This is a genomic window from Roseiconus nitratireducens (assembly GCF_008629675.1).
Lineage (GTDB): Bacteria > Planctomycetota > Planctomycetia > Pirellulales > Pirellulaceae > Stieleria > Stieleria nitratireducens.
On the sequence record NZ_VWOX01000014.1, the window covers coordinates 73,133 to 98,632 of the forward strand.

The following is a 25,500-nucleotide window of genomic DNA, read 5'->3' on the forward strand; positions in this document are numbered from 1 at the left end:
GGCTAACGAATCAGGCTCATGTAAAAACTGAACATCCGCTCGTCATCATAGTCCGCTTTGGCCACGGGGAAGGCAAAATCGAACGCCAGGGGAGCCGGACCCAAGGCTGGAATGGCGACGCGCAACCCGACGCCGGGTGCCACACGAAAAGTATCGGCATCCAGTTTAACGCTCTGTTCCACGGTCCCGAAGTCACAAAATGCGACGCCGCGAAAAGCGTCGTCCGCCGTGATCGGGAACATGTATTCGACGGAATTGAGCCACTGAAACTGACCGCCAATTTCGATGTCATTGACGACGGGGCTGGCTCCGCGGAAATCGAATCCGCGAAGCGTGGCGTAACCGCCGGCGAAGAAGTGCTCGAACACGGGCGTGTCGTTGCCGCTGAAACCCAATTGGGTGCTGTAGGACAACGTCTGCTTACCACTTCCGTCGGCTCGGGAAGCAAGCAGCCAGTATTTTCGATGTTCGACCTCGAGTCGGGAATACTCAAAATCGCCGAACGTTTCCTCGAATTTCAGCTCGAAGTAGTGCCCCTGGCTCGGTTGGATGGGACTGTCGCGCGTGTTATGTGTCAGGCTGATGGTGCCACTGTACAGTTCGTTGTTGCCTTCCAGTTCGTTCAGCTCCGGCACGCCGCCGTAGGGTTTTCGAATGTTGTCGACTTCGACGTTTTGACCGCCAATGCCGACGGCGATCGAAAGGTCGGGCGTGATCCGGTAGCCCAAGGAGAATCGAGCCCCCAGCCGGTTTTCGTCCCAATCGCGGAAGCGTCGGTCGTACAGGAATCCGCTGGACGAGAAGCTGATGGGAAGGTATCCGAACAGGTTCGGGTCGGCGAATTGGAGGGAGTAGCGATCGAATTGACTGCCAGGTGCGGCTTCCAGCCGAAACGTTTGTCCGGCGCCGCGAAAGGCGGTCCCGCTGAAGAAGTCACGGAAGGACCGCGGCCACCGCATGATGTCGAAGTTGCGTTCATCGATCGTGACTTGTCCGGTCACGCCGGCGTCACTGTTGACGGCACCGCCGAACATGATGCGTCCGGTGCGTGCGGGAAAACCGTTGACGACCAAGTCGGCCACACGAACGTTCGGGGTGTAGACCGGAGCGGTACCGACCGGCGGAAACACTTCGCCGGTCCCGGGCATCATCGCACCCGGAGGGGCCATTGGAGGCGTGCGAGGTCCGAATTGCGTTGGCGGGAATGTTTGTGTGCTCGGTGGTGAAGCCGGGGGCGCCGTTTGCGGCGGAGGATACGCCGGCGGAGCCGACGGGACGTAGGGTTGCCCGGGCTGTGAGTAGCTTTGCGGGGGCGTGTAGGGCTGGGTGTAAGATTGACCGGAAGGGCTGTAGGGTTGGCCGGGTTGGCTGTAGGACGGTGCGGGTTGTCCGTAAGTTTGTTGGTTGGATGGTTGGCCGTAGGGCTGCGTGTAAGGTTGGCCGGTTTGGCCGCTTCCCACCGAGGAAGTAGCCAACACAGCACCGACCGCTAACAGGACCGAGGTCCACCGCGGGGTGCGGCGACGGTTGCGGTGCAACCGGTCGGCAGTCGGCAATCTGAGGTCAAAGGAGTCCATGCGGCTGTTGTCGCGTGCGTCGTTGCGAGAGGGCATTGCCGTGGCGGGTGCGGCGTCGCGGTTGTGGAAGACTTGGGGGCGTGGTGTCATCAGTACGCGTCCTCCACCGGTTCGACGATGATGTCCGGCGGATCAGCGATCTGCGGATTGGTTTCCAACAGCTGACTGTTCAACAAGCGTCGTTGTCCGATCTCGAGCAGTCGCCGGTCGATGAAATCGCCTTCCCGCATATCAAGCATGTTCAGCATCACGGTCTCACGCATCAGGTGGGGTTCGCCTTCGATGTTGACGCGGATCTGTCCGATCTTCCATCGGTCGCCTTCGTTGATCTTGTAAACCAGGTCCACGGTGTTCTCTTCATCCAGCATCACCGTCTGCGGTTGGATGTCGGCGTAGATGAAGCCCAGCTCGCCGTAACCGTAGACCAGTTCGCCGACGTCACGTTTCATGATCGTGCCGTCGAACATGTCACCGGCTTGTAGCTCCAGGCGGGCTCGAAGCGATTCCTCCGTGATGAACTGATTGCCGACGATCTGCACGCTGTTGATTTTGAAACGCTGTCCTTCGTTGATCACGAAGGTGACGGTCAGCCACTTGCCCGTTTCGTCGTACGCCAGCCGTCGTCCCACCGTGGCGGTCAAATATCCCAGGTTGTGGTAGGTGGCGGCCAGGATGTCGACGTCTTGATCGATCTTTTTGATGTCAGCGGTGTTGAACGCGTAGCCATACACGCCCAGCAGCGGACCGTTGCTTTTGATCAGCGATTTCAGGCGGGCCGCACTCAGCACGCTGTTGCCGACGATCTTGATGTCCGCAATGCGTTCCTTCGGTCCCTCGTTGATTCGAAAGACGACGAATCCGGGTTGGTCTTCGAATCCGATGGTTGAAGTGATCGCGACCTGATTGAAGCCTTCTTCCTTGTAGTAGTCGATCAGGCGTCGACGCGCCGATTCCACCGAGAATTCGCTCAGCGGGTCCTTCACCGCCAGACCCGACCGGCCCACCAATTCACGGTCGTTCAGACGTTGGTTGCCGTGGTATTCGATCCGCGTGATCAACGGCCGTTCGTGCACAATGAAGGTCACGGCGATCCCGTCGGGGGTCTCGCGTGTCTTGAAGCTGACATGGTCGAACGAGTTCATCTTGTTCAACCGGTGGATGTCACCGAGCAGCACTTCGCGGCTGAAGAACCGTCCTTTCTTGGTCTGCATCTCCTGCAGAATCGTATTCTCAGCCAAGGAGCGGTTGCCCGAGACGTCCACGCTGGCGATGACTTTGCCACCTGTTTCACGCCCGATCGGCAACAGATCCTGGTTATGAATGTGGTCCCGAAATCGCGGCCGTTCAGCCGGTCCGGTGATTCCGCCGCTCTGCCCCGCAGGACCGCCCATTCCCGGTCCGCCGAATTGGGCCCGGGTCGTCGCTGTATTCCCGAACAGGACCGCGAAGACGACCAGTGCGCCTCCGACGCGTGCCAGGACGCTGCGGACGTGGGGACCGAGGTGATCTCTGGGACCGCTGCAATCTCTTAGCCAGACGCAGTGTCCGGACCGCAAGGGCCGTTGATTGGGCTCGTGGTGCCGCTGATTCATGAGGTGGCGCGATTCGGTTCGACGAAGGCGACGCGAAATCCGTTTCGCGTCTTGAGCCGTGCTCCGGGGGAGCTTTTGCGGTGTTACCAATGAGGGGAGGGCGAAGACAAGGCAGATTCATCGCCGACGCGAGGTCCGAATCTGGAAAACCGCGATAAATCATCCCTCGGTAGGCTCTGACCGCCTTAGCCCCGGGCAGCGGGACCGATTGACGGTTGGATTTCCGGCGGGTGTGGCCCCCCGGAATATCAGCAGATCGAAAACCGACGACATGCCGCGTGACCGGGGAGCTGGCGGAGCCAGCGGGCATTGCGTTCCCGGGCGGGAGCCCGGGAACGAGAGCACGAAACGGCCCCTGGTTCCAAGGCTCCCGCCCTGGAACCGGATGTGTTGCCGGCTCTGCCGGCCAACCTTCCCTGTGGAGCTGGCGGAGCCAGCGGGCATCGCGTTCCCGGGCGGGAGCCCGGGAACGAGAGCGCGAAACGGCGCCTGGTTCCAAGGCTCCCGCCCTGGAACCGGATGTGTTGCCGGCTCTGCCGGCCAACCTTCCCTGTGGAGCTGGCGGAGCCAGCGGGCATTGCGTTCCCGGGCGGGAGCCCGGGAACGAGAGCGCGAAACGGCGCCTGGTTCCAAGGCTCCCGCCTTGGAACCGGATGTGTTGCCGGCTCTGCCGGCCAACCTTCCCTGTGGAGCTGGCGGAGCCAGCGGGGCATTGCGTTCCCGGGCGGGAGCCCGGGAACGAGTCGGGGCGGCCGATCATTTGGCGAAGGTACAATGCCGGCTTAAGCTTAAAATGCGGAAGGTTCGATTCGTCCACCCAGGCGTTGAGCTCAACCACCGGAATTGATGTCAATGCAACGCGAAGTGATCGTTTTTACCAGCCCCAATGCCGGAAACGGTGCGGCCAGGGAGCAGATCCCCCGGTTGATCGAATTGATTGGGAATTCGGGACGGAACCTGCGATGCCAGGTCGTCGCCGACAGCCAGCAATTGGTCGATTTGACCGCGGATCGACGCCGCAGCGGTTTGCCGCAGCCGGTGGTGGTGGCGGCCGGTGGCGACGGGACACTCAGTCTGGTGGCCTCATTGACTCGCAGTGACACGCCGTTGATTCCAATGCCGATGGGCACGGAGAACCTGTTGGCCCGGTATTTCGGCCAGTCCAACGATGCGGAAGCGGTCCTGCGGACCCTGTTGGCCTCGCGATCGTTTCAGATGGATGCCGGGATGGCCAACGGTCGTCTGTTCTTGATCATGGCTTCGGCAGGCTTTGACGCGGAGGTGGTTCGGCGGCTGCATCTGCGGCGTCGAGGCCATATTTCGAGGCTGAGTTACCTGGCGCCGATCTTGCGCACGATCGGCCGATATCGATTCCCGCCGGTTCGGGTTCGTTGCTGGGATGAATCCGACGAATTGATCGATGACGTTTCGGTCGGGTGGGCGATGGCGTTCAACCTGCCCTGCTATGCGGCCAGTTTAAGAATTGAGCCTGACGCGCGCAGTGATGACGGCCAGATGGATCTGATCACGTTTGGCGGCCGTTCGGTCTTGAGCGGGCTGCGATACATTGCCGGGATCGCGGGTGGGCGGCACCGCGGCTTCGCGGATGTCAAACGCAGACGAGTCGCCCGCGTCCGTATCGAAGCGGAACGCCGCGTGGCGTTCCAGCTGGATGGCGATTACGCCGGCCGGCTGCCGTTAGAGATCAAGGTGTTGCCCAAACGCATTCGGTTGCTGTTACCGCCGGGCTACACCCGGGTGATCTCCGAACCGCAGACGAACGCCGTCTCCGCATTCGAGGGGCCGTTGGTCGCCCCGGTCCCGACCTGAAGATCGGATTCGCGCGGCACGCGCCGCCGGCGGGACTGCGATTGCGATCGGGCCGCGAATCGTCGAAACTTCACCGCATGAACACCTCCTCAGAAAACGAAGGGATGGCTTCCGGAGCCGTCTCGCCCGTCGCCGTCGGCCCCTATTGGTGCGGGCCCGATCAACCGCTGCTGCTGATTGCCGGGCCCTGTGTCTTGCAAAACGAAGCGATTTCCGACCAGATCGCGGAGGTGTTGGTGCAGCTGAATCAGCGGCCCGACGTCAACGTGGTTTTCAAGGCGTCGTTCGACAAAGCAAATCGAACCAGTGTCGGAGCCGATCGCGGACCGGGACTGGACGAGGGATTGGCGATGTTGGATAAGATTGGCCGTTCCAGCGGGCTGCCAACGACCACGGATGTCCACTTGCCGCAGCAGGCGTCGACGGTCGCCGAGGTTTGCGACTTGTTGCAAATCCCCGCATTTCTGGCTCGGCAAACGGATCTGATCACGGCGTCGGCGGAGACTGGCAAGCCTTTGAATGTCAAGAAAGGCCAGTTCATGGCGCCCGAGGACATGCAGTATGTCGTGCAGAAGGCGCGCGCGGCCGGCGAGGGTGGCGTGCTGTTGTGCGAACGCGGGACTTTTTTCGGCTACGGGCGGTTGGTCAACGACATGCAGGCGTTGCCGATCATGCGTTCCTTGGGGGTCCCCGTCGTGTTCGATGCGACCCATAGCGTGCAGCGTCCCGGATCCGGCCAAGGGTCGACCGGGGGAAACCGCCAAATGGTCGAACCATTGGCCCGAGCCGCCGTAGCAATCGGTATCGACGCGGTCTTCTTCGAGACACATCCCCGTCCGGAAACCTCCCCCAGCGACGGCGCGAACATGGTTCCGCTGGCGCAGTTCGCGGCCCTGGTTGACCGACTGCTGCAGATCCGACACACGATTCAATCGATTGGCCAATTGAATGGCGTTTCCCACGCATCTTGATCCCAGTTTGTCCCGGGCCGTCCCGATTCGCTCCGGCAAACGTGACACGTTAGCCCCCCCACACCGACGCGTTTCCGCCGCTCGACTGCCCGCCGTCAGCGCTGGTGCGGTCGCCGATCGTCATCGGATCCGGATTGAACATCGAGCGGGTCGTTGGTTGGCCTTGGGGGCCCTGTTCGCGATGGTCGCACTGGTCGGTTGCGGCGATGACACGGCGCTGGTCCGCAAGATCCAGAACCAGCGGCAGGCCAAGCAGCAAATGGTCACCCAGCAGGACCACCTTGCAGAAATCTTTGTGCTGCTGCGGCAGTACATCGACTTGGAGCCGGAAAAGGCGGAACGGCAGATCGCCTATCACTTGAACCGATGGAGCGAATCGAAGCCGGAGCCGGATGCCAAGGTCCCCGAGCTGTTGGACACGGTCAAGGGAGTGATGCCGCCGGACCAATTAACACGACGTTCGGGCAGCCTGACATTCCTGCCTGGAGACGCGGACCACCTCCGCGACTGCTATCTGTTCAACACTCTGTACAACTGGGTGGATACGGATCAGCACGATGAGTCCTTGTTGACCGATTGGTTCAAGGCCCAAGAAAAGGAATTGGGCGGTGAAACGGTGGCTCAATTGAAGACCGCCACCCGGCTGTTCGATTGGACGGTCCGCAACATCGCTCTGGAAGCGGACTTCGACCAGACCCCCGCGCCGCCGGGCCCATCGTTTCCGTTGGGCATGGAGTTCCGCGGACCGGGATACCGCCAAACCGACTACCAAACATTGATCCGTGGCACCGGCGACGGCTTGCAGCGGGCCGGCGTATTCACACAGCTGTGCCGGCAAGCGGGAATTCCGGCCGCCGTGCTGGCGTCGATTGATGACAGCACCGGGGATCTGACGCCGTTTTGCGTTGGCGTCCTGCTGGGCGACCAAATCTACCTGTTCGAACCTCGGTTGGGCATTTTCGTCCCAGGACCGGGGCAAGAAGGGATCGCCACCTTGGCACAAGCTCGTCGCGACCCGCTGGTTCTGCGACGGTTGTCGATTGCGGGTTTTGACCAGTTCACCTATCCGATCGCAAAGGAAAATGCCCAACAGTGTGCGGCGCTGTTCAACGTGCTGCCCGAAGCCATCAGCCCGCGGATGCAGCAGTTGCAGTCCGGGCTGACCGGAAACCGACGCATGAACGTTTACGTGGACGTCGATCAGTTGGCGGCCGATTTCGATGCCGTCACCGGGATCAGCAGCGTTCGAATCTGGGATGTTCCCTATCTGGCGGAGGTCTATCGGGCCACGTGCGAAGCGTATGCCGAGCGGGATCCGCAGTTTGCGTTTTGGTACAAGGCGCGATGGGCGATGCTGGATGGCGATTTTGACATGGCGGACAAGTTGGCTCGAGGTCGCTGGCAGCACTTGACCGGGCAATTCAGCGACGATGAGCAGGAAAGCATCGAGGGCGCGCGGACCTTGTACATGCAGCAGCGTGCTCCCGAATTCGAAATCGACGACTTGCGGATCGATGTGGACTTGCAGCAGTCCTACGGTCTGCGGCGTGATTTGGGCACCGGTTCGGAACAGTGGGACCAACAGCTCACCCAGATCCAGTTCCTGATGCGGATGGGGAAACGCACCGCGACGTATTGGTTGAGTCTGCTGCAAGCGGACGACGGCCGCTTGGAGACGGCGGAAAACTGGTTCAGCAAACGTGCCCTGGACGAAGAACAGCAGTCGTACTGGGAACCATCAGCCCGTTACAACTTGGCGCGGGTTGCCGAGGCGTTGGGGGAAACGGATCGGGCGATCGAGTTGTACAAACGCGTCGGTGAGCCGCAGGAACACGGCAATCGAGTCCGCGCGCGCTTGCTGGCGAAACAGGCTGGGCAAGCGGAAGAGTCCTGAGTTCGAACCGCGTCGCATGCTTGCCAGCGTGGTGGTCCGCCGCGTCAGTGACGGTCCTCGCTGAAAGTCTTGCTGTCGCCGCTTCGCGGCTAGTGATTTTTTGGGGGCCGTTTCCGTCCGCTTGCGCCGACGGCAGGGGGCTGTCGTCGCTTCACGACTGGAGCTGATGCGACTTTGCCCCGAATCGAAATCACGGGCGATCGCGGAAGTTCCATTCCGGGCTGCCCTTGGGGTCTTCCCGCGAAGGTGACTTGCCGAGCGCGAAATCCGATGGCTGCAAATCCAAATCCTTGTAGTAACCGTCTTCTCGGATGAACCCGAAGAAGGTCGGGTAGAAAGGATCGACCACCCGCACGTCCGCCTTTTGCGGCACGTCGTGTCCGGTCAGGTAGTACGCCGCATTGACGACCAGTCGTCGCAAGTCTTCGTTGACAAAGTCGACCGAAGCGCCGGCCGTGGTGCAGAACGCTTTGCCCTCGGTGCCGTCTGGCGAAACATACGTGTGGAGCCAGGCGAACGGTTGCATCGGGTCGTTCTTCGCACCTTCGACGTTCTTCGACTTGGGATCCAGGCTTTCGGTCACCGCGGCACGCAGCAGGATCGTGTCGTCGTCGCTCAAGTGCGTGACGCCGTAAACATCCGAGGGAACGAAGATGTCGGAGACCGAATTCAAGACGGGATGTTCCGATTGGCCTTCGGCAATCACACCTCGGGCTCCCTGTCGCTTGTGTTGGCCATGATGGTTGACCCACTCTTCGCCCAAAATCATGCGGCCGAACTTGCCGTACGGCAGGTCGCTTCCGAACTTTCCGCCGCCGGTAAAAGCGTGGGTTGCCGTGCGGACGCCGATCACCGGCTTGCCGGCGTTGATGAATTCGGTGATGTGTCCGGCCTGTTCGTCGTCGGGGGTGCGAAATCGGGTCCCGATGATCATCAGGTCGGCATCGTCCAGGGCTTCCCAGCCCAGCACTCCCGATGAGTTGTTCGGGTCGATGTAGCTTCCATCGGCGGACATCGCAAACAGTACGGTGCAATCGAAGCCGTGACGCTGGCTGAGGATTTTGGCCAGCATCGGCATCACTTCTTCACTGCGATACTCTTCGTCGCCGGCGACCAGAACGATGTGACCGCGGGAAGCTTCCGGCGCTTTGAATTGGAGAGTGCCCCGAGCGTCGTCCGCGGAAGCGTCAACGGATTGGCCACCGATCAGAGCGATCAATACCAGGAAAGTCGAAAACAGGAAGGAGCGACGCATCGGCATTTCGCAGGACTCGTTCTTGGGGGAAGGCAAAGTGGAGGAGGTCTGGGCGAAAACTATATCTCAAATCGTTTGCAGCAACCGCGTCCAACGAAGCAGGTCGGACAATTCGTTGTCGCCTCCCAGTGCGACCGGATAGCCGGCGCCGACCAATGGGGCCAACCAGGTCGGTCCGTCGTCCAGTGATTTGATCGGCATCAGGATTTCCAGCGAGCGGTCGGGTTCGTTTTCACGGAGACGAACGGCGGGCGGTCGCGTCTCTGCCGAGACGGCGATCCCCGAAAAGTTTCCACGGTCCGAAAGTGCGATCGCGATCACCATGGAGTCGGCAGCCGAGGCATCAACGCCTTTGATGGCACCCGGTGCCGCGATCGCCGTCGCCGGTCCGCCGATCGGCAATCGCTGCGAAAGCATCGTCACCATTCGCGACACAATGTCGATCTCGGTCGGTTGCCAGCGTTTTTCATCTTCGCTGCAAATCGCACACACCACGACTCCGTGTCGACCAGCAACCGCCGTCCAAGACTTCAACGTTTCGGCGGGGTCCCGTTGATCCGGTGGCAGCAGCAAGACCAAAAGGCCGATTGCGTCGTTGTCGCTGACGTCCTCCGCGGACGGGGCCACATAGGATGCCAGGTTTGCGACATCCGGCAATCGTAGCGACTGGACCTTCCACTCGGCTTCAGGATCTTCGGGTTCCCAGTCCGGGAGGGTTTCTTGCAGAGCGTCGCCGGCAATCGATTGCGGCGTGATCTGCACGTCTTGCGTTTTGCCTTGCCGAGACAGCTTGACCGTCAACGCCTGGTCCGGGACCGCCGTGATCATCAGGCGACGCAGGGTGGAGACGTCTTCGATGGTGGTTTGACCGACTTGCAAGATGCGGTCGTCCGCTTGAAGGACACCGTCGGCCGCGGTGGCGGGCACCACGCCGCGGACCATCACACCGCCGGGACCGTCTTGATCGTCCGATTCACCGTCCGCCACCCAAACACCCAGACGTTGCGGTTGCAGCGGCGGAATCGAATCGGCCAGTGTGACCTGAACGTCCTGTGAGGCTCCGTCCCTGGCCAGCCGAATCTGAATGGTTTCTCCGGCATCAAAGGGTCCCAAAGCTTGCTTGATTTCTTGGAACATTCGCACCGGCTTTCCCGCGATCGCTTCGATCGTGTCCCCGGGCTTGATCCCCGCCTGTTCCGCGGGGGACCGAGATCGCACGGCTGCCAATTCGGTACCTTCGGCAAGCGGATCCTGTGACTTGGGGACAATGCCGATCAGCCCTTTTTTGATGTCGTTACCTTCTTTCAGTCGAGCAAGTTTTGCGGCCAGGACTGGAGTCGGCACCGCGAAGGCGATTCCGGAGTCGTACCAACTGGTCTCATCCGGCGCTCCGCCGGGGGCGACCGCGGGGACGGAGATGCCGATCACGTTCCCATGAAGGTCCACCAAAGGACCGCCGTAAAAGGACGGCGAAACACGGGCATCGGTTTGCAGCATCGTTCCTTCCAAGCGATCGACGGCGCTCAAGATTCCGGTGCTGACGATCGGTGACAGATCACCCCCCAAACGCCCCACGGTAACGACCGTCGACCCGACGGGAGTCTGAATCTGGTCGGGAAGTTCGACCGGTTGAAGCGGCGAATCGGGGTCGACCTTCAGCATCACCAAACCGCGGTGATGGTCGCGTGCGACGACCCGTGCCGCCAGCCGCGTTTCATCGGGCAGAACGACCAGGATGCTCGCCGAAGGTCTGCGAACAATGATGTCCGCGGCGATGATGTAGCCTTGGGCATCCAGGACGACGCCGCAGGTCGGCGCATCCTGTGCGACTTCGCTCTGATTGTTGCCACCGCCGCTTTCCGACACGCCGATCACTTCGATCGACACGGTCGAGGGCAACACCGCCTGCGCCGCCTGACGCACCGCTGCGGCCAGCGCGGCGCGATATTTGGCGCGATTCTCCCTGGGCTCTCCGCCGGCTTCCTGTGCGTGGGACGCGGACAGTGTTACCGAAAGCAGGAGCAGCAACGAAGCGGCCACGCGACCGGGACGGAGATCCGAAAGGAAACTGAACTCAACAAATTTCACGGGGAGACTCTCCTAAGGCTGCAACCGGATCGGCAGCACTTCGGTGTCGCGCTGGATCGTCATGGACACGGCGTCACGACGGTCGATCCGCCGAAGCAGATCGACCAGCGAGCGCTGATCGGCGACACGTTGACCGTTGAGCAGAATGATCAAATCGTCGGGCCGCAAATCCGCTTTGTCGGCCGGACTGCCCGATGTCACCGCATCGACGTAGGTGGGAGTGGATTCAAGCACGTCGGGAACCAAGACCAAGCCGAGCGTCTCCAGATTGTGCGACTGTTCACGGCTCAGCATCGGCGTTTCCTCCTTCGGGGCGGTGGTCGCCCGTCCGGCCAGGATGTCGCCGATGGCTGTTCGCAAGGCCGTGATCGGCAATGCATAGTTGAGCCAGACTCCGGTTCTCGCGTCGCGGAGTTCCTTGCCGATCATGCCGACCAGTTGGCCGTTCTGGTCCACCACGGCACCGCCGGCCGCACCGGGATTGTTGGCGATCAGATCCAGAATCAACACCTTGCCTCGATACGGTGTTTTGAACGTACCCCGGCGTGCGTCCAGATTCGTGACCGCCGCGATGGTTCCCTGCATCACACTGGCAGGTTCATCTCCCGCCGCGATGCCGAACAGATTGCTGACCGCCAGCACCGGATCACCCCACTGGGCTTCCAGCTCTTTGCCGACCTCGAAGTAAGGCGTGTCGGTCGCGTCGATCTTCAGCACCGCCAATTCAAGCGCCGGTTGGATGCCGACAATTGTTGACTCAAACCGTCGACCGTCGTCCAGAACCACGATCGGTTCCACGTCCAGGACGTAGCTCCAGGTCGTCGCGATATGACCTTCGGGAGAAACCAGGAAGCCGCTTTGGTAGGCTTCCAGTCCCTGCATGCCTCCAGCGCCGTAAATCTTGACGACACGCTGCTGGATGTCGCGGGCGTCGGTGGCGACCGGTGGTTGTGCGTAAACCGATTGTCCGCAGATCCACAACAGCGCCGCGGCAATCAGCGAAAAGCGGCGTGTTGCCGTCCGGTGGGTCGAGGAACGCCGATGGAGATGGATTCGTCCGAACCGGACAGAGGTGTCCTGCCGGCGATCGGGCCGCAGGCCGGAGGCGCGAACCGGGTTTGGGTTTGACGGGGTCATGGTTGACTCGGCTCCACTTGCTTCCATTCCGAAACATCGATGTTCAACACCGGTTCGGTGCCGTATCGCAACTCCATCCGATTGACATTGTCGCCGTCACGGTAGAGCCACAATTCTGCCGGGTCGGAATCCTGGTCGGCAAAGACTTCGATGCATTCGACGTTGCCGGTTTCGGGATGCAACAGCCAGCGGATCTCCATTCCGCCGTACAGTCCGACGGTGCAGTCACGCAACGGTCGTTGGCCGCCAAGCGGCATCGTGCCCAGATAGTAGGTCTCGCCAAACTTCTTCGGTCCGGTTTGCAACATCATCCGCCAGGCATCCAGGGCGGGCAGGATTCCACCAATGGTTTGTGCCTCCACGGCGTCAAACAGTTCACTTTGGGAACCGGCCTGGAGGGCGTTGTCGCCGACGACCATCGCATACAGGTCCTGCGCCACGTTCAGCTTCACCTCGGCGCCCTCGGAGGTTTTCCCGTTGATCACCCAGGACACGCGTTCGTCGGCCTTCCCGCCGGGAAACTGTGCACGCAGCGATTCAATGAACCGATCTTGTTCCAACTGGTTGAAGTAGTAGTTGGCGTATCCGCGACGATCGATAATCCGCTGGGCAACCTGTGGGGGAATGGATTTCTTCCCGCCGGTGTGCGGATTGTCGGGCGATTCTTCCTGCGGCTTCGGTTCGCCTTCCGAGGGCGGTTGATCTTGGGGCTGCTGCGAGTCATCGCCTTCCCCGTCCTCGCCTTCATTGGGCGAATCCTCCGGTGATGGGGAGCCGTCGGGAGTTTCTTCCGGAGCGTCCGGGACCGGCGGCGGAGGAGGCAACGCGGCAGACATCTTCGCCAACAGTTCGTCCTTCTGGTGCACGCTCATCAAACGGATCGGAGCCCGCTTGGTTTCCCCGTCGACGCGGAACACGACTTCGATACGCCACGCGTTGGGAAACGTCCCCAGGACGTTCTGGACGTCGTTTGCCGTGCTGACCGGACGGCCGTCGATTTCCAGAATTTCCGCGTTGTAGCGCAGGCCCCGACGGTAGGCATCGCTTGATTCCAGGATGTTGCTGACAACCACACCGCCGTCGGGATCGGTCGTCACGGTGGCTCCCAGCGTGGCGTGGTCGACGATCCTGCCGCTGTGCAGGTAGCCCAGGAAGTTCTTTGCCTGGTTGATTGAGATTGCGTAGCCGACGCCGACGTTGACCCGTCCACGCTTTTCGAACGAACACCGGCCGACGATCCCGAGCAGTTCCCCATCGGCATTGTAAATCGGACCGCCGGAGTTGCCCGGATTGATTGAAGCGTCCGTCTGCAAGCAATCGGCGTACTCCAAAAGGGTTCCCGACGGATACTGGTAGCGCCCCACACCACTAAGAATTCCCCACGTGACGGTCGGCTGCAGGTTGCTTGCCAGCAGAAACGGATTGCCGATGACCATGCACCAGTCGCCCGGTTGGGCGGCGAGGCTGTTTGCCATGGTCGCGGCGGGGAAGTCATCGCGGCCAAGCAGCCGGATCATCGCCAGGTCGCCGACCGGGTCCAAGCCGACCAGGACGGCATCGTAGACCCTTCCGTCGCTCAGGCTGCATCGCATGAAGCTGCCCGCCGGGCTGGTGACGTGAAAGTTGGTCAGCGCGTAGCCTTCTTTGGAGATCAGGACTCCGCTGCCGCCGCCTCCACCGCCGGGAACGTAGACGCTGACGGCGCTCGGTCGGGCGCGGTCGATCGCGTCGATCCTGGCCTGCTCGACTTGCTGGATGATCGGATCCAGTTGAATCGGCTCGGCGGCCCGAACGTCTCCGGATGCGCCGGGACGTGTCGGCAGCGTGAGTGCCGCGACGGTCACCAGCAGCCAACCGACCGCGGACCTTCCCGTCTTGAGGCACGCGTGCACAGCAGGGTGTCGACCTGCCGCGATGCCCCAGGAAACAGTGTTCCGTCTCACTTCAAAAACCTTGGTTTCAAGAATCGGATCTGATCTCCCACGTCTCCGTCGCCGGCGGGCAGCACTTTCAGGCCCACGCGGCGGGCTCCGGCGATGTCGACACGAAAGCCCATCGGGGCATCGTCCTTGATCGTTTGTTCCCAGCGGACATCCCCGTCAACCAGAATTCGAACCGCGACCGAGCCGCCACGCGCCACCGCGGAATCCCGCTGAACGCTTCCCGCGAACGTTTCAAACCCGCTTTCAACACGAAACTCGATCGATCCTCCGGCCGATCCGATCAGGTCCTGGCCTTCAGCGTGCGGTCCGAACCATTCGGAAACCAGGTTGGCCGGGATGCTTGTCCGGATGAACAATTCGATGCCGCGCTGCGCGGGCGGCTGATCTGCAAGCAAAATCCGACCACTGGTCCACGCGATTGACCGGATCTGCTGCAGCGGGATGGAATGTTTCACATTGCCGGGCAGACGCACCAACACAGAATCTTCGTCGCCGGACGGTTCCAATTGGCTGGCCATCCACGTCGAGCCAAAAATGTCTGATACCTTCACCGGCGTCGCATTCGGTTCACGCGGTGCGGTGCGAAAGACGACGCCCTCGAGACGTTCCAGCGGTGCCTCGAGTTCATCCCCGTCCAATTCAAATTGCAGGGTTTTGGAATTCAGTCCCAGCACCACACCTTGGATCGGGTCCAGTTGGTCGCCCCCACGCCGAATCACCATCAAATCCTGACGGTTCTCTCCCTCGGTCAGACCCAACCACTGCGGGTCGGTGGCTGGTGATGCGGCCCGAAACCGAATCGAACCGGCCTGGTCCAGCGGCACTTCCAATGCGGCTTGGTCCCGGGGTTCGATTTGCAACTTGGTGTCGGTCAGTGAAACATCATCGGCGGCAATGGTGGTGCCGGTCACCAAGTCGACGTGGATGGTCGGACCGATGCGACCATCCGGCGCCGACTTCGGTCGCATGGCAACCATCTGATCGAAGGGGATTTCCCGTGTTTCCGAACCGCTTTGGATTCGCACGGCGGACTCCGTCGTTCCGGCCCAATCGCCTTCGACTTGTTCGCCGGAAGCGGTTTCCAGCTGGACGGGAATTGCCAGGGCCAACGTTCCGACCGACACACCGGCCAGCCAACCGGGCGCCAGGGTGGAAAGCCACAAAGTGATCAACAGCATCGAAGGTCCAATCGACGGGGGAAGGGGCCGCAAGATGCACAGTTTATCACAACGTCCTGCCGGTCGAATCACCTCCGCTTGGCAGAGAAATAAAACGCCAGGCAGGGTCGCTGGCGGTTCGGCGTCAATCCAGCCGAGCTGCAAAAAAAATTGCCGTCGAGAAGCCCCGACGGCAATTCAGTGTTTTTATCTGGCGAGGGGGAGACATCGGTGGCGTCGCCCCCTCCGCCGGTCCGATTTGGATCACTCGGCTGTTTCTTCGGCCGGGGCTTCTTCGGCCGGAGCTTCTTCTTCGGCCGGAGTTTCGGCAACGGGGGTTTCCGTGCCGGCGGTGGTGTTTGCGGTCGTGTTGTCGCTCACTTCGGCGGTGGGTTCTTCGACCGGTGCCGGCGGTTTCGGCGGCTCACATCCCAGCGAGAAGCTCAACAATCCGGCAGCCATCGTGCCGAGCAAGAATCGAGAAACTGATTTCATCGTGCTTTTCTCCAAAGTCAGGTTAGGAAAAACGCTCTGCTGACGGAGCTTTCATTCCGAACGAGCAAGTCGCGCGAACGAGTGGGGCTGTCGGCCGGGAAAAACCCAAACAGCTTTGGCCCGGGAGCGTCGGCCGGCAACGCTGCGAAGTCGGCCCGCAGTCCCATTCGTGGGTAAGCCAGCATTCTTTGCTCTGCCAGGCGAGAAGGCTATCCCCGTGTGGTCACTTTTGCCGTTCATCACCCCAATGGCAACAATACAACCATCGACAGCCAGATAATCGGCATGAACCGACCGTTTCGACTGTTATTCGACCGTTCCGATTCGGGTGAGTTGAGGCACCCCGGCAAATCTTGCCGAATCCCGTTGCTGGACGACGCGTCATTCTAGAAGCGGGAATTCCCATGCAAGCCAAGTTGAAATCACTCCTGATCGGTCTCTCCATGACCACCGCCTGCCTCGCTCCGGGGGCCAACACGGCGTTGGCGGACGAACCCTGGGAATACGAGGTCGCTAGCGCGAAGGACCCGTTCTCGGAAGCGGCCGGTGCATTCAAGCAGTCGGCCGATGTGAGTGATCCGTTCCAGGCGGACGACCCGTTCGCACCGCAAGAGGATCCGTTTGGCGATCAGGACGGCCTGTTTCCCGGGACGTTGGTGCAAGCCCCGGCGAACCGCACGCCCGTCGACCAGATGCCGGTCGAGCGAACCCTCGATCCGGCCGCTCCGCGGCTGGTCGATGCGGTCCCCAGCGATGCGGATTATCGCGACCAAAAGGCCAATGCGCGACGACTGCGAACCGCTCGGGCGCAATACCACGCACGCCAGAGAATGGAACGCTTGGAACGCAATCGTTGGGCTGGTTATGAACCGCTGCGCCCCAATTGGAACAGCATTCCGATGATGAGCAGTCGCTATCCCGCTCAGCGTACCGTCTGGGTTCCAGTGTACGTTTATCCGTACTGATGCGATCCCCGCGCTGATCCGGTGTTCGCCTGGGATGCCCGGCTGAAACGCATCCGTTGGTGCCGAACGGAGCGAAGCCGGTTGACGGGCATCGCGTTGAATTCAGCCACCGTCTGGCGACGGTGGCTCCATTCATTTGGCGTCAATTCGGACGCCGGCTTGCGTCGGCTTTCTATCACGTTGAAAGCAGCCACCTTCTGGCGACGGTAGCTACATCAATTTGGCGTCAATTGGGACGCCCTCTAGCGACGATCTTGCTGGGGACCTGAACGATTGTGACAGCTGTCCGAGTCCGGGAACGGTTGGCACTGGTAGCGACCGAATGGAGAACCATCGCCGTCGCTGCTGGATCCCTTGCAACGGTTCTCATCGATTCCTTTCCCAACAGCCGATAGCTGCTTACAGGATCGAATCAAAGTGGACCACCACGTTTGATTGGAACGATCCGTCTCGCACAGGTATTTCGCGGAAGCGCAGGCAGTCAACCAAAATGGACAAAGAGATTAACGTGTTGGCGTTGGTCAAGGGCGAGGAAAAATTCATCTTCCTGTTTGACGATGCCAATCGCGATCAAACGCTCCGGCAATTGGCCCGTTACGCGGCCGACCCTGAGCTGGATTTCTCTTGGTATGACGCTGCCATGCTCAGCCGCAAGATTCGGGATGCGGTTCCCGTTGAGGATGATCTGTTGATCGACAGCGAGATGGACAGTCTTTCGGCGGAAGACTTTCGGTAGGTGAGCATGCACTCGGCGATCGCGCAATTCCTTCGGTACCTGGTCAATGAGCGGAACGCGTCCGAGCTGACGATCAAATCGTATCGCGAGGACCTGTTCAGCTTCGTTGATTGGTTGCAAAGCACGCGGGGCAAGGTTCCCGAGCCCGATCGGCTGACGCCGCAAGACCTGCGCGCGTTCCAGGCGGCGCTTCAGAAGGCGGACTATGCCCGCACCAGCATCGCCCGCAAGCTTGCCGCGCTGCGAAGTTTTTACAAGTTTGCGATGCGGGCCGGACTGGCTGACAGCAATCCGGCCAAACCGCTTCGGAACCCGCGCCGAGAGCGAAAGCTTCCTCACGTCTTGTCGGACAAAGAGATCGGACGTTTGCTGCTGGCCCCTCCGGCCGACAAGGTAGACGGTCTGCGGGATCGCGCCATCCTGGAAACGATCTATTCCGGCGGCCTGCGCGTCAGCGAACTCGTGGGGCTGCGCGACGAGGATCTGGACGCCGACGAGCAGATCATGCGAATTCGCGGAAAGGGACGTAAAGAACGCATTTGTCCGCTCGGATCTTTCGCCCTGAAAGCAATCGATCGCTATGCGGCCCGCCGACAGCGGAGCGAGAAAACGGCGGCGCTGGGCCGCAAGGCTCCCGTCTTTGTGAACCGATTCGGCAACGGTCTGACCACCCGCAGCGTGGGACGGTTGCTGGAAAAACATCTGGCTTCCGCCGGCCTGGATACTCGCACCAGTCCCCACACGTTGCGTCACTCCTTTGCCACGCACCTGTTGGATCGCGGGGCAGACATTCGCAGCGTGCAAGAGTTGTTGGGGCACAAGAGCCTGGCGACCACGCAGATCTACACGCACGTCAGCGCCGCAAGCTTGCGCCAGGTGTATGAACGGGCGCACCCGCGGGCCAAATGATTGCGCCTGCGGGCGGCATCCGTGCGGCTGCTACTCGCGCGAGCTTGGCGTGATCTTCAGCTCCACCGTTTTCTCGCCCCGACGGACCGAGATATCCGTGGGCTCGCCGACCTTCAATGCTTCGATCGCGTAGGTGTAGTCGTAGATATCCTCGATGTCACGGCCGGCCAGTTTCACGATCACGTCGCCCCCGCGGACTCCGGCTTTGGCAGCGGGACCGTCGGCGGCAACGCCACTGAGCTTCAGTCCTTTGATGTCGCCGGCGGCGTAATCGGGCACGGTCCCGAGGTAGGCGGTCAGGCGAGCGCGGGGCACTTCCTGGTCCTTCTTTTCCCCTTCGTCTAATTCGAACACCGGCGGTTCGGCGTCGGTCAGCAGGCCGCGTGCGAGCAGTGCAAACAACTTGGCGGTGTCCGACGCCCCTTCGTAGTTCAGTTTTTCCTTCGTGTCGCGTGGCGTGTGATAGTCTTCGTGCGCTCCGGTGAATCCCGACAGGATCGGGACATCGCGGGCGACGAACGCCGAGGCATCGGTTGGCAGCCGTGTGCTGGTTTTGTCCAGAGTCAGCGGCAATCCGACGGGCACATTGCGGCGTCGAACCAGAGATCCAAACTGCGGCGAAGATCCAACCCCCTGAACGACCAGCTTGTCGCGCAATCGTCCCACCATGTCCAGGTTCAGGTACGCGGCGATGGCCGGCGAAAGCGGGGCCGCACCGGGGCTCATCCCATGGGCGCGGGCGACCCTTTGGGCCTGCTCATCAACCTCCGCCCGGGGCGCCTCGGGATACAGCTGGTAGAAGGATTCGATGAAGGCCTGAGATCCGAATAACCCCAGCTCTTCTCCGCTCCACGCAGCAACCACAAAATCACGACGGGCGTCCAAGCGTCCGGCGGCTTTCTCGTTGGCCAGATACTGGGCAATCTCCAGCATGGCGGCGACACCGGAGGCGTTGTCGTCGGCGCCCTGGTGGATCATGTCCTGTTCATCGCCGGTTGCCAAGCTGTTGCTGCCGCCGCCTCGTCCCAGGTGATCGATGTGGGCGCCCACCATCACCATGGGGTACTCGGTAGTGTCCGACTCCGCGGCCGGCAGTCGTGCGATCACGTTGCGTCCGGTACCGGTCTTGCGTTCGATCTCGACCTCGGTTCCGACCTTTTTTCCCTCCAGCACGTATCCCATTGCCAATGACCCGTCATCCAATTCTTTCTGGATTTCGACCAGCTTGGCATCAGCGGAGAACAACTCGGACGCCAATTTGTTCGTGACGGAGATCGCCGGGATGCTGATTCCGGCTGACGAGGCGTTTGAATCGAAGCGGATCAGTTCGTCACGCACTTTGCTGGTCGGGCCGGCGACAAAGATGATTCCTTTCGCGCCCAGATCGCGAGCAACGGTGGCCTTGCGACGTGGCGAGCTGAAACGTGCCAGTTGCTGTCGCCGCTCCGGTGAAATGTCTTGCGGCAGATCGCGAAACACCAGGACCCAGCGGTCGGCAACGTTCAAGTGCACATAGCTGTCGTACTCTTCGACTTCGTCATTGCCGGGAACCTGCATTCCGTAGCCGGCAAAGACGACCTCGGTCGGTTTGGTGGTTCCGTCGGCTGAAAAAGCGAGCGGCCGCCAGTCGACATCCAACGTCGCCCGCTTGTCGCCCACGGTCAGAACGTTGTTGTCGGTCAGCGACGATCCGGCGGGAAACTCAAAGGTTTGAAAAAAGCTGTCTGATTCCCCCGCTGGGACAAAACCCAGACTTTCCAGATACGCGGCGACGTACGCCGTTGCCCGCCGTTCCCCTTCGGTCCCGGTCAAGCGACCTTCCAGTTCCGGTCGGGTCAGAAAATCAACGTGCCGGGCGATGTCCGCCGGGATGAACTCGGGCGCCGATTCCTCGGCCGCCTGTCGCGCTGCTTGTAGATCGGAATCGTCTTCCTGATTCAGTTGCAACAATTCACGGATCTTGGCGTCATCCCATTCGGCCAGGAAGATTTGGGATCGTTTCTCGGGCGTGCGGGTGCTGGTCCAGGCCAGGCGGTCGCCTCCGGGCAGGAACACCGGCAGGCCGTCAAAGCCGTCGGTGTAGGTGACGCGAACCGGGGAACCTTTGCCGTCGGCGCGGACACAATACAGTTCAAAGTTGGAAAACCCGTGACGGTTGGTGGTGAAGATCAGGTAGTCGCCGCTGGGATGAAAAAAGGGAGCCCAACTCATCGCATGGATGTCGGTCAGACGCCGCACATCGGTGCCGTCGGTCTTCATCGTGTAGATCTCGGCGGTGGTCGCATCCTCCGAAAACCGACGCCAACAAATGCGGGATCCGTCGGGGGAAAAGAACGGGCCACCGTCGTAGCCGCGGACGTCGGTCAATCGGCGGACGTTGGTGCCGTCGGCGTCCATGATGTACAAGTCGATGAAGTAAGACTTGTCCGTCTTCAGCAACTCCGCCTCTTTCTCCGAGAGGTCACGCGAGTACGCGGCGCGATTGGAAGCGAAGACGATTTGCTTGCCGTCGGGGCTGTAGCTCGCTTCGGCATCGTAGCCACGGGCATCGGTCAGCCGGTGATACGCCCCGTCTTCGGTTCGTTCGTAGATCTCGAATTCCGGATCGTAGTCCCAGGCGTAGCGGGGTTGCTTTCCTTCACGCCGCAGCTGTAACAATTCTTCCTGCTTTTGGACCGACTGGGGATCGTGGTGCGTGCTGGAAAACAGGATCCGGTCGCCCGACGGGTGAATCCAGGCGCACGTGGTTTTGCCGGTCCCCGGTGAAACCTTTTCGATGTCGCCGGTTTGTAGGTCCATCAAATAGATTTGATAGAACGGGTTGGCCGGATCCCGTTCGCTTTGAAACACCATCTGCGTGGCGTCCTGGTTGAAATACCCCTCACCGGCGCGCAGGCCTTCGAATGTGATTTGCCGGGGATTCGAAATCAGTTCCTGTTCTTTTTCGGCGGAATCCTTTTCGGCAGAATCATCGGTGTCGCTCGGGGATTGCTCGGCGGGTGGCTCTTCGGCACGCAAGGCATGACCGAACGGGGGCGACAAGGACCAGGTGGCAACAAGGCAAAGGGAAGCAAGAAAATATCGCATGGGCGCACAAAGCAAGGTGGGAAACAGCGAATCGGATTCGTGTCGTTGGTCTGGCGAGACGGTGGTCTGGCGAGGCGGTGGCGGCGGCTGATTATACCAGTCCGTGACTGCCTCTCAGTTGGATCAGGTCTTCGCTCCAACGCAGGAACAATTCGCGTCGTTCGGCGGGATCGTGGAAGACGCGGACACGCGTCAGTTTGTGGCGGATGTCGTCGCGGACCAACCCGTAAAGCTGGTCGTACTGCGGTTCCGGGTCGGGACCATCGGATTCTTCCACTTTCAGGCGGGCGACGGCTTCAAAGCGATAGATCTGCAACCAACCTGGGCGCTGGACCGCGACCAGTCGCACGTTTTGCAACTTGACGGTGCCGCCGTAGTACCCGTTGCGGGTCAGGTGTTTGCGGATCTCCAGTTCCATTTCGTGGTCACCGCACCAATTGTTCCATTTTTCTCGAAGTGATTTAAGAAAGGCAATCATGCGGCGGCGGGGGGTGAGCTTGAATCCCGATGTCGGTGAGAACGAAACGATGGAGTCCGGGGAAGCGATCGGCGGCGCGGTCGCACGCGGGACCATCGGAATTATGGCGCTTCGTCCATCTTTTCCCGCAGCAACTTCACCGCGGTGGCGAATTGCGGGTTCTCCGGTTCCAACTCCTGGGCCTTCTCAAGCTGGGCAAGGGCCTCGTCATTTTGGCCGTCCAAGTAAAGCGCTAGCCCGTAACGGTACTGGATTTCCGCCAGATTGGGCGCCAGTTTCGCGTCACGCGCCATCAGCGGAAGCTCTTGTTGGCGGAGTTTGCTGGCGCGATTCTGCAGGGCCTCGCGTTCCTGCGGCGAGACCCGCGGTGCCAACTGTTCCAACAGGTTTGCCAAATTGGAACGGGGACCGGTCGTTTTCGGTTCGACGCGGATGGCGGTCTGGTAGCTTTCGATCGCTTCACCAAAACGCCCGAGCTGCTCCAACATCATCGCCCAACTCATGTGAGCCCCGCTGCGGTCCGAGGCTTGCATCAGTTCTTCATGGACTTCGCGCAGCGCACCCTCCAGACGTGTCCGTTCGGAGGACGAGAGCTCATTGAAGGCCCCTGAGGACAGCAGCGCGCGAGCCGCTGAGGTGCGCACCAGACGCGATTCATCCTGCAGCATCGGCAACAGCTTTGATTTCGCGGTGCCCGGAGTCGCGGTGGCCAGTGCGCCGGCGGCGGCAGCCCGCACCAGCGGTTCTTCCAACGGATCTTTAGCAAGCTGCGCGGCCACGGTGGTCAACCCCGGAACGGGCCGGCGGGCCAGTTCTTCCAGCGTGGTTGCTCGGGCGATCGCGGGAAATCGCTCGTCCTGGATGGACAGTTTTTCCAACGCGTCGGTGGCCGCGCCCGGTTCGCCGCGTCGGAGCGGAACCAGGATTTCGGCAAAATGCTCCGGGCGTTGCCGGTCGGCTCCGTACCAACGGTCGCAGGCTTCGTCGCACCAACGGTCCGTCTGTTCGATCAACTCGTCGAGTGTTTGTCCGTCCTGGCCCAATTCCTCTGACCCGTCCTGATCGGCTGCTTGCAACCATTGGGAGTATTCCATGGCCGCAAAGTCGTCGCGCCGTTCCGGTTGGATCTTGGCCAGCTGGTCTTTGACATGGCAATGGCTGCAGGCGTTGGGAGTGCCCAGCTGAACAGACAGGTCCGGACGCGGGATACGCAGGCTGTGGTCGCGACGGGGGTCGATCTCCATGTACGTGGTGTGCGGCATGTGGCAATTCACGCACTTGGCCCCCTCGCTGCCCGGCGCGTGGTGGTGGTGCGAGGGCACGTCGTACTTGCCGGCGGCGTGTTGATGGCAGGAGGTGCAGGTCTCGTTTCCGGGGTGTTTCAGTTTTAACGAGTGCGGGTCGTGACAATCCGTGCAGCGAATCCCCTTGTGATACATCTTGCTCTGGATGAACGAGCCGTAGACGTAGACTTCGTCCTTGATTTGTCCGTCGGGGAAATACGTCGATTCGCCCAGCGTCTCCAACCGGTAGTGGTCGCAATAGTTCGGCCCGGGCTGAAAATCGCCTTCGATGACACTTCGTCGGCTATGGCAGGGGGCGCAGGTCTGCAATTGGGGTTCGGCATCGTCGCCTTTCAACTTTGCCAGCCCATACCCGTAGCGGCGATCCCAGAACAGTGAGGACTCGTTGGCCAGTTCGACGTGCAACGACCCCGGGCCGTGGCAGGCTTCGCAGCTGACGTCGATCTCCGAGAACGTTGTATGGTACGTGGCCGTGACCGGGTCAAAATTCCGTTTCAGATTGGTGGAGTGGCAGTCGGCGCACATCGTCTGCCAACGCTGAGCGATCCCGGTCCAGTGCAGCGGGTCGTCGGCGGCCAATTTGTCATCGACATCCGGGGGCCGCAGATAGAACCAGCGGTTGTCGCGGCTGTCCCAGGAGATTCGCAAGACCTGCAGCCGGGCGATCTCGCAGTCATCCGTGTCCTGGTCCCGGTCAAATTCCACCATGAATTGTTGCAGCGGATAAACGCCGAACACGTACTTGACCTCGAATTCCTGCATGGTGCCGTCTTCGCCTTCGGTGTGCACCATGAAGCGGTCGCCGTCACGGTACAGGCGGTTCGTCAAACCGTCGTGCTCGAACGTCACGTCGTTGAAATCGCCCAGGACGGTCGTCTCGGTTGCAACGTCCATCGCCTTGTCATGGTCGGAACCGGTGAAGGCGGCCAATTCCTGCTGGTGGCATTGGGCACAGGTGTCGCGTCCGACAAACTCGGGCGTGATCCCGGCCGGGTGGGCGCTCCAGTAATCGGCAAGCACCCCGCCGGCGGCGACGACGGCGACCAGGCCGACAAACATCATCAAGCGCCTCCTCGGCCGAGGCGAATGATCGGCCGAAGCGTTCGATGGTGAAGACGGGGAAAGCGATTCGGCGGATGGCAAGACGTTGGAAGGCGGGATCCGCCTGGAGGATGTTAGGGGGACTGGGGCGATAACGGTTCGCCGCCCTGCGGCGTGGTGGAATGCGGATCCAGGGGGAGATCCGGGTGGGGCCGGCGTCGGGGTGGTCGAGTCTGGGAAGGCTGTTTGTGGGACGGTTCAGGTGACGCCAGAAGAACCGCTTGCCGGCACATCTCGTTCACCAGTTGCTCCCTTTTTTCGTCGACCGGCCTCTGTTTGGCAAGCAACCGTGCTGTACGCAGCAAAAGCTCGGCCGTTCGCAGTTCTTTCACGCGGTTTTTCCAGGGGGCAGCCTCGGGAATCAGCCTGGGGTAGCGATGAGTGGAGTCGGGATTGTCGTGTTCGGCGAGCGATTTCGCTCGGTCGCCGGGCTGTTTGGGTGGGGGAATCACATCTTCGGCGTCGGGGAAACCTTCCAGCAAGCGGCTGCCGCGAATGTGATCGAGCACATCCTGCAGCATCGGATCCGCAGTGGCCGGCACCGGTTTTCCTTCGATCGCCTGGCGGATCAGCTCCTGGGTCCGCGGCGATACCGCCTGGGGGGGCGTCTGGGGCAGGTCGACGTCGGGCAAGGTGATCGACTGACCGGCGGAAATCTCCTGGGACGGACTCGACTTTGCGATCGAGCATGCGATGATGAAGGAGGTCAGGGTCACGACGAATCGCATCCCCCGGTGGGCTGCCATTTGCCGGTCTGGCGTTTGCGGAAGCACGCAATTCGTTGCATGTTTCCCGCTGGGTTTGCCACGGTCGCCGGAAGGGGTCGAAAGCGTGTGTGAACGGGGCACCGGCGAGGGACGCGGCTGCGAGAACGGAATCCGGGCGACCGCCGGAATTCGGGTGACCCTGGGCCTGAACGATCGGGACATGAACGGGCTGTGCGCTTGTGGAGAGGAACCGTTGAACGGAAACGGTCACGAA

Annotated in this window: 18 protein-coding genes; 6 read left to right on the forward strand and 12 right to left on the reverse strand. The window is 61.2% G+C overall.

Going from position 1 to position 25,500, the window contains the following annotated elements; genetic code table 11:
* Positions 1-2: 2 nt before the first annotated feature.
* On the reverse strand, positions 3-1,667 hold the full coding sequence (locus tag FYK55_RS21625) for a BamA/OMP85 family outer membrane protein (RefSeq protein ID WP_150078703.1): 1,665 nt from the start codon (positions 1,665-1,667) through the stop codon (positions 3-5).
* Positions 1,667-3,169 (reverse strand): BamA/OMP85 family outer membrane protein, encoded by a 1,503-nt coding sequence (locus FYK55_RS21630; RefSeq protein ID WP_235908877.1) that lies wholly within the window; start codon positions 3,167-3,169, stop codon positions 1,667-1,669. Before FYK55_RS21630 ends, FYK55_RS21625 begins: the two co-directional genes overlap by 1 nt.
* A gap of 846 nt (positions 3,170-4,015) precedes the next feature.
* On the opposite strand from FYK55_RS21630, the gene FYK55_RS21635 reads away from it, so the two are divergent.
* The 3 genes from FYK55_RS21635 (at position 4,016) to FYK55_RS21645 (ending at position 7,864) form a co-directional block, all read left to right on the forward strand.
* Entirely contained in the window at positions 4,016-4,999 is a 984-nt protein-coding gene (locus FYK55_RS21635; protein ID WP_150078704.1) for a diacylglycerol/lipid kinase family protein, read from the forward strand.
* A gap of 77 nt (positions 5,000-5,076) precedes the next feature.
* The gene (kdsA, locus tag FYK55_RS21640) at positions 5,077-5,970 is read left to right on the forward strand and encodes a 3-deoxy-8-phosphooctulonate synthase (protein WP_315854064.1); all 894 of its coding nucleotides are present in this window, start codon (positions 5,077-5,079) and stop codon (positions 5,968-5,970) included.
* Positions 5,948-7,864, forward strand: a complete 1,917-nt coding sequence (locus FYK55_RS21645; protein ID WP_235908878.1) for a hypothetical protein — start codon at positions 5,948-5,950, stop codon at positions 7,862-7,864. The genes kdsA and FYK55_RS21645 overlap by 23 nt, the downstream gene beginning before the upstream one ends.
* 190 nt (positions 7,865-8,054) lie before the next feature.
* On the opposite strand, the gene FYK55_RS21650 is transcribed toward FYK55_RS21645, so the two are convergent.
* The 6 genes from FYK55_RS21650 to FYK55_RS21675 all read right to left on the reverse strand — a co-directional run bounded on the left by FYK55_RS21650 (position 8,055) and on the right by FYK55_RS21675 (position 15,939).
* Positions 8,055-9,119, reverse strand: coding sequence for a ThuA domain-containing protein (locus tag FYK55_RS21650; RefSeq protein WP_150078775.1), 1,065 nt, complete (start codon positions 9,117-9,119; stop codon positions 8,055-8,057).
* Between the two features lie 66 nt (positions 9,120-9,185).
* Positions 9,186-11,207: a PDZ domain-containing protein gene (locus FYK55_RS21655; RefSeq protein ID WP_150078705.1), complete on the reverse strand. Its 2,022-nt coding sequence runs from the start codon at positions 11,205-11,207 to the stop codon at positions 9,186-9,188.
* Between the two features lie 12 nt (positions 11,208-11,219).
* Positions 11,220-12,344 (reverse strand): S1C family serine protease, encoded by a 1,125-nt coding sequence (locus FYK55_RS21660; RefSeq protein WP_150078706.1) that lies wholly within the window; start codon positions 12,342-12,344, stop codon positions 11,220-11,222.
* A complete protein-coding gene (locus FYK55_RS21665; RefSeq protein WP_235908879.1) occupies positions 12,341-14,287 on the reverse strand; it encodes a S1C family serine protease in 1,947 nt (648 codons plus the stop codon). Before FYK55_RS21665 ends, FYK55_RS21660 begins: the two co-directional genes overlap by 4 nt.
* Positions 14,284-15,465 carry an NPCBM/NEW2 domain-containing protein gene (locus FYK55_RS21670; RefSeq protein ID WP_150078707.1) on the reverse strand — a complete coding sequence of 394 codons (1,182 nt, stop codon included), beginning with the start codon at positions 15,463-15,465 and terminating at the stop codon, positions 14,284-14,286. Before FYK55_RS21670 ends, FYK55_RS21665 begins: the two co-directional genes overlap by 4 nt.
* A 243-nt stretch (positions 15,466-15,708) precedes the next feature.
* Positions 15,709-15,939, reverse strand: a complete 231-nt coding sequence (locus tag FYK55_RS21675) for a hypothetical protein (protein WP_235908880.1) — start codon at positions 15,937-15,939, stop codon at positions 15,709-15,711.
* 404 nt (positions 15,940-16,343) lie between these two features.
* Here FYK55_RS21675 and FYK55_RS21680 point away from each other — a divergent pair, with 404 nt between their 5' ends.
* From FYK55_RS21680 to xerC, 3 genes are all read left to right on the forward strand, one after another.
* The gene (locus tag FYK55_RS21680) at positions 16,344-16,904 is read left to right on the forward strand and encodes a hypothetical protein (protein ID WP_150078708.1); all 561 of its coding nucleotides are present in this window, start codon (positions 16,344-16,346) and stop codon (positions 16,902-16,904) included.
* Between the two features lie 490 nt (positions 16,905-17,394).
* On the forward strand, positions 17,395-17,640 hold the full coding sequence (locus tag FYK55_RS21685; protein WP_150078709.1) for a hypothetical protein: 246 nt from the start codon (positions 17,395-17,397) through the stop codon (positions 17,638-17,640).
* A gap of 6 nt (positions 17,641-17,646) precedes the next feature.
* Positions 17,647-18,549: a tyrosine recombinase XerC gene (xerC, locus tag FYK55_RS21690; protein ID WP_150078778.1), complete on the forward strand. Its 903-nt coding sequence runs from the start codon at positions 17,647-17,649 to the stop codon at positions 18,547-18,549.
* A gap of 30 nt (positions 18,550-18,579) precedes the next feature.
* On the opposite strand, the gene FYK55_RS21695 is transcribed toward xerC, so the two are convergent.
* From FYK55_RS21695 to FYK55_RS21710, 4 genes are all read right to left on the reverse strand, one after another.
* Positions 18,580-21,636, reverse strand: a complete 3,057-nt coding sequence (locus FYK55_RS21695) for a M28 family peptidase (RefSeq protein ID WP_150078710.1) — start codon at positions 21,634-21,636, stop codon at positions 18,580-18,582.
* 91 nt (positions 21,637-21,727) lie between these two features.
* Complete coding sequence (locus tag FYK55_RS21700) at positions 21,728-22,114, reverse strand: hypothetical protein (protein ID WP_150078711.1); 387 nt, start codon at positions 22,112-22,114, stop codon at positions 21,728-21,730.
* Positions 22,115-22,215: 101 nt separating this feature from the next.
* Positions 22,216-24,480 carry a multiheme c-type cytochrome gene (locus FYK55_RS21705; RefSeq protein WP_150078712.1) on the reverse strand — a complete coding sequence of 755 codons (2,265 nt, stop codon included), beginning with the start codon at positions 24,478-24,480 and terminating at the stop codon, positions 22,216-22,218.
* Positions 24,481-24,593: 113 nt separating this feature from the next.
* Positions 24,594-25,235 carry a hypothetical protein gene (locus FYK55_RS21710; protein WP_150078713.1) on the reverse strand — a complete coding sequence of 214 codons (642 nt, stop codon included), beginning with the start codon at positions 25,233-25,235 and terminating at the stop codon, positions 24,594-24,596.
* Positions 25,236-25,500: the final 265 nt, after the last annotated feature.